The sequence below is a fragment of the Pseudomonas sp. AC463 genome (assembly GCF_979253585.1).
On sequence record NZ_CEEDDZ010000005.1, the window covers coordinates 262476 to 274800 of the forward strand.

Sequence of the window (12325 nt, forward strand, 5' to 3'; positions counted from 1 at the left end):
TTATGCCAAAAAATTTCGCCAGAAAGCGCAAAGCCCCGGGATACGGGGCTTTGGTGTTTTTTGGATTTGATGTTTTCTCGATTGCGCAGGTGTTTCAGGCGTTGGGTCAGTGCCCGATGCTAGTTCATGGTGCATTGAAGCAGTGCACAGTGCTTAAGCGCTGCGGAGATCCAAAACTATAGAAGATCCAAATGTGGGAGGGGGCTTGCCCCTCCCACATTAGATTTCACATCCGGTTTTCAGTGGATTGAGACTTAGGCGTCATCGCCCTCATCATCATCCCCACCATCGACCTTCATCCCCAGCTCCTTGATCTTGCGAGTCAGGGTGTTGCGGCCCCAGCCCAGCAGCACGGCGGCATCGCGGCGGCGGCCGGCGGTGTGCTTCAGGGCGGTTTCGATCATGATCCGCTCGAAGGCGGGCACGGCGCTGTCCAGCAGGTTGGACTGGCCGCGTGCCAGGGCCTGGTCGGCCCATTGGCGCAGGGCCTGTTCCCAGTTGGTCACCGGGGCCGAATCCTGCGGCAGGCTCAGCAGCTCCGGCGGCAGGTCGCTGATGTGCACCTCACGCCCGGACGCCATCACGGTGATCCAGCGGCAAGTGTTCTCCAGTTGGCGCACGTTGCCGGGCCACGGCAGGTTCTTCAGGTATTCCTCGGTCTCGCTTTTCAGCAGCTTGGGCTCGACGGCCAGCTCCTGGGCGGCGCGACTGAGGAAGTGGCGGGCCAGGGTCGGGATGTCTTCGCGACGGTCCGACATGCGCGGGATGTGGATGCGGATCACGTTGAGGCGGTGAAACAAGTCCTCACGGAACTTGCCAGCGTGTACCAGGGTTTCGAGGTTCTGGTGGGTGGCCGCGATGATGCGCACGTCGACCTTGACCGGCGTGTGCCCGCCAACACGGTAGAACTCGCCGTCGGCCAATACGCGCAGCAGGCGGGTCTGGGTGTCGGCCGGCATGTCGCCGATTTCATCGAGGAACAGCGTGCCGCCGTCCGCCTGTTCAAAACGCCCGCGACGCAGGTTGGCCGCGCCGGTGAACGCGCCTTTCTCATGGCCGAACAGCTCGGACTCCATCAGGTCCTTGGGGATCGCCGCCATGTTCAGCGCAATGAACGGCGAGGCCGCCCGTGGGCTGTGACGGTGCAAGGCGTGGGCGACCAGCTCTTTACCGGTACCCGATTCGCCGTTGATCAGCACGGTGATGTTGGAGTGGCTCAAGCGCCCGATGGCGCGAAACACTTCCTGCATCGCCGGCGCTTCGCCGATGATTTCCGGGGTGCGGGTCAGGGCCGGAGGGGCTTCCTGGTTCTGTTGTTCCTGGGCGTGCTGGTTGGCGCGTTTTACCAGCGCCACCGCCTCGTCCACGTCGAACGGCTTGGGCAGGTATTCAAAGGCGCCGCCCTGGTAGGACGCGACAGCGCTGTCCAGGTCCGAGTGCGCGGTCATGATGATCACCGGCAGGCGCGGGTGCTGCTCGCGGATCCGCGCCAGCAGGTCCAGGCCACTGGCGCCGGGCATGCGGATGTCAGAGATGATCACGTCGGGCTGCTGGCGGGCCAGGCGGCTCATCACCCCGTCGGCGCTGTCGAAGCTCTGGGTGGTCATGCCTTCCTGTTGCAAGGCTTTCTCGAGGACCCAGCGGATAGAACGGTCGTCATCGACGATCCAGACAGTTTCACTACGGCTCATGTCGATGGGGCTCCTTGTTCCAGAGGCAGAAAGATCGAGAACGTGGTGTGGCCGGGATGGCTCTCACATTCGATCAGACCCTGGTGCTGGCTGATGATGTTCTGGGTAATGGCCAGGCCCAGCCCGGTACCGTCCGGGCGGCCGCTGACCATGGGAAAGAAGATGGTTTCCTGGAGTTCCGCAGGAATGCCCGGGCCGTTGTCGATGATCTCGACCTTGGTGACCAGGCGGTGGCGCACGTGACCGATGGTGAACTGGCGCAGGGCGCGGGTGCGCAGGCTGATGCGGCCCAGGCGCAGCTCGTTCTGGCTGCTGATGGCCTGCATGGCGTTGCGCACGATATTGAGCACCGCCTGGATCATCTGTTCGCGGTCGATCAATACGTCGGGAATACTCGGGTCGTAGTCGCGCACCAGGGTGATGCAGCCTTGGCTTTCGGCCTCGACCAGCTGGCAAACGCGCTCCAGTACCTCATGCACGTTAGTCATCGCCAGCGAGGGCAGCTTGTTGGAGCCGAGCATGCGGTCCACCAGGTTGCGCAGGCGATCGGCCTCTTCAATGATGACGTTGGTGTAGTCCTTGAGGTGCTCTTCGGGCAGCTCGCGGGCCAGCAACTGCGCCGCGCCGCGAATGCCGCCCAGCGGGTTCTTGATCTCATGGGCGAGGCCGCGCACCAGCATCTTGCTGGTTTCCTGCTTGGACAGCTGCGCTTCTTCTTTGGTGATGCGCAGCAGGCGGTCGCGGGGGTGCACTTCGAGCAACAGCAACGTGGCACCGTTGCTCAGGATCGGGGTCACGGCGTAGTCGACGGTCAGCGTCTGGCCGGTCAGGGCCGTGAGCATCGCCTCGCGCTTGGTAAACGGGTGTGCCTGCTCCACTGCCTGGCGCAACGAGCTCAAGGCTTCGGCCGACTCGGTGAACAGCTCGCTGATGAACTGCCCATGGCTGCGCTGGCCGCTGATGGCCAGGAGCATCTCCGCTGCCGGGTTCATGTACTCAAGACGCAGGTCGTCGTTGAGCAGGATGGTTGCGGTAGTCAGGTTGTCGAGTAGCAAACGGTGCAGTGCATCGCTGATGGTCATCAGGACCTCTTTTGGAGCAAGGCGCGGGCTTGAGGCACACGCTGATACAAGGAAAATGCAAAAACCAAACCAAGGCTCCGAAAAGAAGCGTTAAACCCCTGAAATAGGGGTTTTAGGCTCGAAACTGTGGCGTTCTGCCAGCTTACACGGGAAGTTTCGAACCAAAATGGTGTGGGTCGGTGGGAAGGGTGCAGGCTATCGCACCAATATAGTGCGGTTTTGTGAAGGTTGTTCAGGAACCTGTACACAAGCACCTGAACGTAGGCAATTCAAATGTAGGAGCGGGCGTTAGCCTTTGTAGATACACAGCTCGGCGGTGGCGCGGATCATTGCGAGCTGGCGCAGCGGGTCGTTCAGCGGCTCATGCACCGCTTCGGCCAGCCACTGCGCGCACTGCGGGTCGGTGCGCTGTGGGGTGAAGTCCGCCAATTGCTGCAGCAGGCGTTTTTGCAACTGGTCCAACTGCGGGCGGATTTGCTTCACCAGGTCCGGGCGCGGATCGTCAGGCGCCTTGCCCTGGAACTGCCAGTCGGAGAGGTGGGTGTACTGCACCAGTTTGTTCGCTTCAATCTGCGCGGAGAAAAACTGCTCGGCGGCGGCAGGGGCCAATTTGTAGCTCGGTGCCTGGGCGACGACGCTGGCGATCACTTCTTGTTCGCGCGTTTTGTCCTCTACGGGCTTGTGGCTGTCCCATTTGCTCAGGGCCACTTGGTCGGCGATTTCCAGGCGCTCGGCGATGCTGTTAAGCAGTGGGGCTAGGGTGGTGGGAGGTGCAGCGGATGCGTAGGCGCTGAAGAGCAGCAGGGCGGACACAAGGCAATGTTTCAACGGTGATCTCCTGGTGGGAGGGGGCTTGCCCTTTCCCACATTTTGGATTGGGTTTGCAGATCAAGAGCAGTGTCAATCTGGCGCTACCTTACGTTGTGCGTTTGCCTTGGGTGAATCCCGGGCAAAAAAAGACCTCCCGAAGGAGGTCTTTTTTGTCACGCCACGTTAAGCAGCGCTACTGGATCAGCAGCTGTAGTACAGCTCGTATTCCAGTGGGTGTACGAAGGTGCGAACCTTGATTTCTTCTTCGCTTTTCAGGCCGATGTAAGCGTCGATGAAGTCGTCGCTGAACACGCCGCCTTTGGTCAGGAACGCACGGCCTTTGTCCAGCTCTTCCAGGGCTTCTTTCAGGCTGCCGCACACTTGTGGGATCTCTTTGGCCTCTTCAGGCGGCAGGTCGTACAAGTTTTTGTCGGCGGCGTCGCCAGGGTGGATCTTGTTCTGGATACCGTCCAGGCCGGCCATTACCAAGGCAGCGAAGGCCAGGTACGGGTTGGCTGCCGGATCCGGGAAGCGAGCTTCGATACGGCGAGCGCGAGGGCTGGACACGTAAGGAATACGGATCGAGGCGGAACGGTTGCGAGCCGAGTAGGCCAGCATTACTGGCGCTTCGAAACCTGGGACCAGACGCTTGTAGGAGTTGGTCGACGGGTTGGTGAAGCCGTTCAGGGCCTTACCGTGCTTGATGATACCGCCGATGAAGTACAGGGCGGTGTCGGACAGGCCGGCATAACCTTCGCCAGCAAACGTGTTCTTGCCATCTTTGGCGATGGACAGGTGAACGTGCATACCCGAACCGTTATCGCCGTACAGCGGCTTAGGCATGAAGGTAGCGGTACGGCCGTAAGCAACGGCAGTGTTGTGTACGCAGTACTTCAGGGTCTGAACTTCGTCAGCCTTGGCCACCAGGGTGTTGAACTTCACACCGATTTCGTTCTGGCCGGCAGTGGCCACTTCGTGGTGGTGCACTTCGATGACCAGGCCCATGTCTTCCATGGCGTTGCACATGGAGGTACGGATTTCGTGGTCGTGGTCGAACGGCGGAACCGGGAAGTAGCCACCTTTGATGCCTGGACGGTGGCCATGGTTGCCGCCTTCCACGTCCTGGTCGGACATCCACGAACCTTGTTCGGAGTAGATCTTGAACATGGAGCCGGAGATGTCGGACTTGAACTTGACTTGGTCGAAGATGAAGAATTCTGGCTCCGGACCTACGAATACGGTGTCACCGATACCGGTGGACTTCAGGTATTCCTCGGCACGCTTGGCGATCGCACGTGGGTCGCGGTCGTAGCCTTGCATGGTCGACGGCTCGATCACGTCGCACACCAGGATCAGGGTGGCTTCTTCGGTGAACGGGTCCAGCACGGCAGTGCTGTCGTCCGGCATCAGGATCATGTCGGAGGCTTCGATGCCTTTCCAGCCGGCAATGGAGGAACCGTCGAACATTTTGCCTTCTTCGAAGAAAGCATCATCCAGCGCATCGCGAGCCGGCATGGTCACGTGGTGCTGAGTGCCTTTGGTGTCCGTGAAGCGCAGATCAATCCATTTAACGTCATGATCTTTGATGAGTTGAACCGACTTCGACATAGTGTCCTCCGGGTGGCTTCGGGCTGGGGTAGTGGAGTTAGCCCTTAGAATGTGGGTGATGCCGGCGCGGATAGTCCGCCATGGCAACCTGCCTCACAAGAGAGCAAATTGCATGCCAGTGCGCCAACATGGGTTTTTTGCTCCAAAAACGCCCCTATAAAGGTGCATTGCGACAAAAGCGCAAAAATAGCGCACCGCAATGTGGCGTAAACGCGTGTAAATGCACTGCTTTAGTGCGCATCGAGGTCTGTGCATATTAACTGGTTAAACCTTGAGCGATTTCCGCTATAATCCGCGCCCCCCTTTTTCAGCAGGCCCGGCGCGCGCTGTTTCCATGAAATTAATCGTTAAAGTCTTCCCCGAAATCACCATCAAGAGCCGACCGGTACGGACGCGTTTCATCCGTCAGTTGGCCAAGAACATCCGTGCCGTGCTCCGTGACCTGGACCCGGCTGTGGTGGTGAATGGCGTGTGGGACAACCTCGAGCTGGAAACCCGCATCACCGACGCCAAAGCCTTGAAGGACATGACCGAGCGCCTGAGCTGCATGCCGGGCATCGCGCATTTCCTGCAGGTGGATGAGTACCCGCTGGGCGACTTCGACGACATCACCGAGAAGTGCAAACAGCACTTCGGCAGTGAGATCGAGGGCAAGATTTTTTCGGTGCGCTGCAAGCGTGCCGGCAAGCACACGTTCAGCTCCATGGACGTCGAGAAATACGTCGGCAGCAAGTTGCGTCGCGAGTGCGGTGCCGCCGGAATTTCCTTGAAAGCGCCGCAAATTGAAGTGCGCATGGAAATTCGCGACCAACGGTTGTTTGTGATCCACAGCCAGCACAACAGCATCGGCGGCTACCCGCTGGGCGCCCTGGAACAGACCCTGGTGCTTATGTCCGGCGGTTTCGATTCCACGGTGGCGGCCTACCAGATCATGCGCCGCGGCCTGATGAGCCACTTCTGCTTCTTTAACCTGGGCGGGCGTGCACACGAATTGGGCGTGATGGAAGTCGCGCACTTTATCTGGAAGAAGTACGGCAGCTCCCAACGCGTGCTATTTGTGAGCGTACCGTTCGAGGAAGTGCTGGGCGAAATTCTCGGCAAAGTCGATAACAGTCATATGGGCGTGGTATTGAAGCGTATGATGTTGCGCGCTGCGTCCCGAATCGCCGATCAATTGCAGATTGACGCGTTGGTGACCGGTGAAGCGATCTCCCAGGTATCGAGCCAGACGCTGCCGAACCTGTCGCTGATTGATTGCGTCACCGAGAAGCTGGTCTTGCGCCCGCTGATCGCCAGCCACAAACAGGACATCATCGACCTGGCAGAAGAAATCGGCACCGCCGACTTTGCCAAGCATATGCCTGAGTACTGCGGGGTCATTTCGGTGAACCCCAAGACCCACGCCAAGCGCAACCGCGTGGAATATGAAGAACAACAGTTTGATATGGCGATTCTGGAGCGTGCGCTCGAGAACGCCAAACTGGTCCCGATCGATCGCGTAATCGACGAATTGGGCCAGGATGTGCAGATCGAAGAAGTCAGCGAAGCCCTGGCCGGCCAGATCGTCGTCGACATCCGTCACCCGGATGCCGCCGAAGATGAGCCGCTGGAAATCACTGGCATCGACGTGCAAACGCTGCCGTTCTACGCACTGAACGCGCGTTTCAAGGAACTGGATAACAGCCGTCAGTACCTGCTGTATTGCGACAAAGGCGTGATGAGTCGCCTGCATGCCCACCATTTGCTCAGTGAGGGGTATGCCAATGTGCGCGTTTATCGACCGAGCTAAGAGCCCGGGGCTGTTTGCCTGTGGCCTGCGTCACCGGCCCCCCGACTCTGCCGTCAAGCTGTAACGGCAAGGCCTGACTCTACTGTTAATCGCTGCCACGACCTGTCAGCACACCGAATCCTCTGATCGAGATACACAAGTGATCGAAAATCTACGTAACATCGCCATCATTGCTCACGTTGACCACGGTAAAACCACCCTGGTAGACAAACTCCTGCGTCAATCCGGCACCCTGGAGCGCAACGAGCTCAACGACGAGCGCGTGATGGACTCCAACGACCAGGAAAAAGAGCGCGGTATTACCATCCTGGCTAAAAACACCGCTATCAACTGGAACGGCTACCACATCAACATCGTGGACACCCCGGGCCACGCCGACTTCGGCGGCGAAGTTGAACGCGTAATGTCGATGGTTGACTCCGTTCTGCTGCTGGTTGACGCTCAAGACGGCCCTATGCCGCAAACCCGTTTCGTGACCAAGAAGGCTTTCGAAGCCGGCCTGCGTCCGATCGTGTGCATCAACAAGGTTGACCGTCCAGGCGCGCGTCCGGACTGGGTTCTGGACCAGATCTTCGACCTGTTCGACAACCTCGGTGCTACCGAAGAACAGCTGGACTTCAAAGTCGTCTACGCCTCGGCCCTGAACGGCATTGCCGGTCTGGAACACACCGACATGGCTGAAGACATGACCCCGCTGTACCAGTCGATCGTCGACAACGTACCGGCTCCTAAAGTTGACCGTGACGGCCCGTTCCAGATGCAAATCTCGGCACTGGACTACAACAGCTTCCTGGGTGTTATCGGCGTTGGCCGTATCGCTCGTGGTAGCGTCAAGCCGAACACCCCGGTTGTTGCTATCGGCGCCGACGGCAAGAAGCGTAACGGTCGTATCCTGAAGCTGATGGGTCACCACGGCCTGCACCGCATCGACGTTGAAGAAGCTTTCGCCGGCGACATCGTGTGCGTGAGCGGTATGGACTCGCTGTTCATCTCCGACACCCTGTGCCAGCCAGACAACGTTGAGGCCATGAAGCCTCTGACCGTTGACGAGCCAACCGTTTCCATGACCTTCCAGGTAAACGACTCGCCTTTCTGCGGTAAAGAAGGCAAGTTCGTGACTTCCCGTAACATCAAGGAACGTCTGGACAAAGAGCTGCTGTACAACGTTGCACTGCGCGTTGAAGAAGGCGACTCGGCTGACAAGTTCAAGGTTTCCGGCCGTGGTGAGCTGCACCTCTCGGTACTGATCGAAACCATGCGTCGCGAAGGCTTCGAAATGGGCGTTGGTCGTCCGGAAGTGATCATCCGTCAGGTTGACGGCGTGAAGCAGGAACCGTTCGAAAACGTCACCATCGACACCCCTGAAGAATCCCAGGGCAAGGTCATGGAAGAGATGGGCCTGCGTAAGGGCGACCTGACCAACATGGTGCCGGATGGCAAAGGCCGTGTGCGTCTGGAATACAACATCCCTGCTCGTGGTCTGATCGGTTTCCGTAACCAGTTCCTGACCCTGACCAACGGTGCTGGCATCCTGACCTCGATCTTCGATCGCTACGACACCATGAAGTCCGGCGACATGTCCGGCCGTCAGAACGGTGTTCTGGTATCGGTAGAAACCGGCAAGGCACTGACCTACTCCCTGGAAACCCTCCAGGCGCGTGGCAAGCTGTTCGTTGAACACGGTCAAGAGATCTACAACGGTCAGATCGTTGGTCTGAACAGCCGTGACAACGACATGGGCGTCAACCCAACCAAAGGCAAGAAGCTCGACAACATGCGTGCTTCGGGCAAAGACGAAACCATCGCTCTGGTACCACCTGTTCGCTTCACCCTGGAACAGGCCCTGGAATTCATCCAGGACGACGAGCTGTGCGAAGTTACGCCTAAGTCGATCCGCCTGCGTAAGAAGATCCTGGACGAAGGCGAGCGTACCCGCGCTGCCAAGAAAGCCAAGAACTGAGTTAACTCAGGCTGAATGAAAAACGCCCCCGGTCGAAAGGCCGGGGGCGTTTTTTTGTGCCTGCAGATTAAGTGGTGACGGTGCTGGCCTCATCGGGAGCAAGTCGAATCGTCGCACCGCCCCTCCCACATTTGACTGTGTTCACGCTTCAAAATGTGGGAGGGGGCTTGCTCCCGATAGGGCCAGTTATAGCCCCACAAAATTTGGATCAAAACTTATCAAGCGTCTTGAACTTGGTCTCGCGCACCACTTCCTTCGGCTTATACGCGCAATACCCCGGCCGCGGCCCGATTTTCGGGTGGTTGCGGCAGGTATCCGGGCGCTTGTCATAAATAGTGCAGAAGCGGGTCTTACGATCCAGGTACAGGCAGTCGTTGTTGCTCATGCGCTGCAGGGTAAAGATCTCGGATTTGTTGTTGTAGCGCTCGACGATGCCTTCCTTCTGCAACCGCTTGGCGATGTTCTTCGGCGGGTCGCCACGCTCGAACTCATCGACGATGCCAATGCGGATCAGGTCCTTGATCTTCACCTCGACCGGCAGCGTGCAGCAGCTGGACACGCAGCCGCCGCACATGTGGGCGGAATATTTCTGCCAGGTCTCTAGACGGTCGAGTTCCGCGGCGGCGATCAGTTGAGGCTTCATCAGGGTTCCAAGGTGGGGCTGTATCCGGGCGCGCGATCATACCGGGATTGGTGGTTTTTTGAACAATATTTTCAGAATTTCCGCTTGAACGGTGCATGTGGGAAAAGCAGGCACGGCCAATGCATCAAAACCACTTAAAAGTTCATGCGTCGAAAATGCGTTAAAAAACTGCCGAACCAGAGCGGTCACCGTCTGTCAGACCGTCTAGGCTCTAGCAACTCCTTCTATCTCGCCCGAGGTCGCAATTGATGTCTCAGGAACCACTTGCACGAGAAGCAGAGGTAGCCGCATTTCGCGATGCCGTCTTGACCAAACTCACCTACGCGGTGGGCAAGGACCCGGATCACGCCTTTGACCATGACTGGTTTGAAGCCATTGCCCTGGCCGCCCGCGACCAGATGGTCGATCACTGGATGGACCACACGCGGCGTATTTACCGCAAAGGCCAGAAGCGGGTGTATTACCTCTCCCTGGAATTCCTCATCGGCCGTTTGCTCTACGACAGCCTGAGCAACCTCGGCGTGCTGGAAATTGCCCGCGAGGCCTTGTCCGAGTTGGGCGTGGACCTCGAGCGCATCCGCCTGCTGGAGCCCGACGCGGCGCTCGGCAACGGTGGCCTCGGCCGCCTGGCGGCGTGCTTCATGGAAAGCATGTCGACCCTGGGCATCGCCGGCCACGGGTATGGCATTCGTTATGAGCACGGCCTGTTCCGTCAGGCGATTGTCGATGGCTGGCAACAGGAGCAAACCGAACGCTGGCTGGATTTCGGCAACCCGTGGGAGTTCGAACGCGCTGAAGTGATCTACCCGATCGGCTTTGGCGGCAGCGTCGAAACCCTGCCGGATGCCTCCGGCAAGCTGATCCAGGTGTGGACGCCAAATGAAACCGTGCGCGCCGTCGCCTATGACACCCCGGTGGTCGGCTGGCGCGGTGCCAGCGTCAACACCCTGCGCCTTTGGCGTGCACGCGCCGTCGAGGACCTGCACCTGGAGCGCTTCAACGCCGGTGACCACTTGGGCGCCGTGGCTGAAGTGGCTCGCGCCGAAAGCATCTCCCGAGTGCTTTACCCGGCCGACAGCACCGAAGCGGGGCAGGAACTGCGCCTGCGCCAGGAATACTTCTTCGTCTCCGCCTCGCTGCAAGACCTGCTGCGCCGCCACAAAAACATGCACGGCTCGGTATTGAGCCTGGGCGAGCACGCAGCGATCCAGCTCAACGACACCCACCCGTCGATTGCCGTGGCCGAGTTGATGCGCCAATTGGTCGATCTGCACGACATCCCATGGGAAGCAGCGTGGGACGTCACCGTCGAAACCCTTTCCTACACCAACCACACCCTGCTGCCCGAGGCGTTGGAAACCTGGCCTGTAGGCCTGATGGAACGCATGCTGCCGCGGCACATGCAGATCATCTACCTGATCAATGCCCAGCACATCGACTCGCTGCGCGCCAAGGGCATCCACGACTTCGACGTGCTGCGCGCCGTGTCGCTGATCGAAGAAGACAACGGCCGTCGCGTGCGCATGGGTAACCTGGCGTTCCTCGGTTCCCATAGCGTCAACGGCGTGTCCGGCCTGCACACCCAACTGATGCGCAGCACCGTGTTCTCCGAACTGCACAAGCTCTACCCGGAGCGCATCAACAACAAAACCAACGGCATCACCTTCCGCCGCTGGCTGTACCAGGCCAATCCCAAGCTCACCGAGATGCTGGTGGACGCCCTGGGGCCGGACATTCTCGACACCATGGAAACCCGCCTTACGGAGCTGGAAACCTTCGCCGAGAAACAGACCTTCCGCAAAGCCTTCGCCGACCAGCGCCTGCACAGCAAGCGGGCACTGGCCGAGATCATCCATGAGCGCCTGGGCATTTCGGTGAACCCGGCGGCGATGTTCGACGTGCAGGTCAAACGGATTCACGAATACAAACGCCAACTGCTCAACCTGCTGCACACCGTGGCGCTGTACCAGGCGATCCGTGCCGAGCCGGGCACCGACTGGGTGCCACGCGTGAAGATTTTCTCCGGCAAGGCCGCGGCCAGCTATCACCAGGCCAAGCTGATCATCAAGCTGACCAACGACATCGCCCGCACCGTCAACAACGACCCGACCGTGCGCGGTTTGCTCAAGGTGGTGTTCCTGCCCAACTACAACGTGAGCCTGGCCGAAAGCATCATCCCGGCGGCTGACTTGTCGGAGCAGATCTCCACTGCCGGCTTTGAGGCCTCGGGCACCAGCAACATGAAGTTCGGCCTCAACGGCGCGCTGACCATCGGCACCATGGACGGCGCCAACGTAGAGATGCACGAGCGCGTTGGCGCCGAACACATGTTTATCTTTGGCCTCAGCGCGCAGCAGGTGGAAGCCCGCAAGCACGCCGGGGAGTTCAACGCCGGGCCGGATATCGCCGCCTCCCATCGCCTCAACGATGTGCTGCAAGCGATCCGTGGCGGGGTGTTCTCGCCGGATGACCCAGGCCGCTATGTGGGCCTGATCGACGGCCTGATCGACTACGACCGCTTCCTGGTGTGCGCCGACTTCGATTCCTACTGGGATGCCCAGGCACGGGTCGAAGCGCATTGGCATGACTCCAAGGCATGGTGGCGCTCGGCGGTGCTGAATACCGCGCGGATGGGGTGGTTCAGCTCGGACCGCACAATCCGCGAGTACGCGACCGAAATCTGGAAAGCCCTCGATTAAACACCGTTGTTCCAAATGTGGGAGGGGGCTTGCCCCCGATAGC

Annotated in this window: 8 protein-coding genes; 3 read left to right on the plus strand and 5 right to left on the minus strand. The window is 59.5% G+C overall.

Features of this window, described 5'->3' with window-relative positions; genetic code table 11:
• Positions 1-254: 254 nt before the first annotated feature.
• From ntrC to glnA, 4 genes are all read right to left on the minus strand, one after another.
• Positions 255-1691 carry a nitrogen regulation protein NR(I) gene (ntrC, locus tag AC0IYH_RS08465; RefSeq protein WP_048723367.1) on the minus strand — a complete coding sequence of 479 codons (1437 nt, stop codon included), beginning with the start codon at positions 1689-1691 and terminating at the stop codon, positions 255-257.
• Entirely contained in the window at positions 1688-2773 is a 1086-nt protein-coding gene (glnL, locus tag AC0IYH_RS08470; RefSeq protein ID WP_056860661.1) for a nitrogen regulation protein NR(II), read from the minus strand. Before glnL ends, ntrC begins: the two co-directional genes overlap by 4 nt.
• Before the next feature lie 288 nt (positions 2774-3061).
• A complete protein-coding gene (locus tag AC0IYH_RS08475; protein ID WP_471833836.1) occupies positions 3062-3601 on the minus strand; it encodes a chorismate mutase in 540 nt (179 codons plus the stop codon).
• A gap of 183 nt (positions 3602-3784) precedes the next feature.
• Complete coding sequence (gene glnA, locus AC0IYH_RS08480) at positions 3785-5191, minus strand: type I glutamate--ammonia ligase (protein ID WP_032890148.1); 1407 nt, start codon at positions 5189-5191, stop codon at positions 3785-3787.
• A 334-nt stretch (positions 5192-5525) separates the two neighbouring features.
• Between glnA and thiI the strand changes: the two genes are divergently transcribed.
• Positions 5526-6980, plus strand: a complete 1455-nt coding sequence (gene thiI / locus AC0IYH_RS08485) for a tRNA uracil 4-sulfurtransferase ThiI (RefSeq protein WP_471833838.1) — start codon at positions 5526-5528, stop codon at positions 6978-6980.
• A gap of 139 nt (positions 6981-7119) precedes the next feature.
• Positions 7120-8940: a translational GTPase TypA gene (typA, locus tag AC0IYH_RS08490; protein ID WP_032890153.1), complete on the plus strand. Its 1821-nt coding sequence runs from the start codon at positions 7120-7122 to the stop codon at positions 8938-8940.
• 208 nt (positions 8941-9148) lie between these two features.
• Here typA and AC0IYH_RS08495 read toward each other — a convergent pair whose 3' ends face one another.
• The gene (locus AC0IYH_RS08495; RefSeq protein WP_024072902.1) at positions 9149-9583 is read right to left on the minus strand and encodes a YkgJ family cysteine cluster protein; all 435 of its coding nucleotides are present in this window, start codon (positions 9581-9583) and stop codon (positions 9149-9151) included.
• 248 nt (positions 9584-9831) lie between these two features.
• On the opposite strand from AC0IYH_RS08495, the gene AC0IYH_RS08500 reads away from it, so the two are divergent.
• A complete protein-coding gene (locus AC0IYH_RS08500; RefSeq protein ID WP_116627493.1) occupies positions 9832-12282 on the plus strand; it encodes a glycogen/starch/alpha-glucan phosphorylase in 2451 nt (816 codons plus the stop codon).
• Positions 12283-12325 lie beyond the last annotated feature (43 nt).

Coding starts and splice junctions, on each gene's coding strand:
- ntrC (WP_048723367.1), bottom strand. CDS start 1,691: ATGAGCCGTAGTGAAACTGTCTGGATCGTCGATGACGACCGTTCTATC.
- glnL (WP_056860661.1), bottom strand. CDS start 2,773: ATGACCATCAGCGATGCACTGCACCGTTTGCTACTCGACAACCTGACT.
- glnA (WP_032890148.1), bottom strand. CDS start 5,191: ATGTCGAAGTCGGTTCAACTCATCAAAGATCATGACGTTAAATGGATT.
- thiI (WP_471833838.1), top strand. CDS start 5,526: ATGAAATTAATCGTTAAAGTCTTCCCCGAAATCACCATCAAGAGCCGA.
- AC0IYH_RS08495 (WP_024072902.1), bottom strand. CDS start 9,583: ATGAAGCCTCAACTGATCGCCGCCGCGGAACTCGACCGTCTAGAGACC.
- AC0IYH_RS08500 (WP_116627493.1), top strand. CDS start 9,832: ATGTCTCAGGAACCACTTGCACGAGAAGCAGAGGTAGCCGCATTTCGC.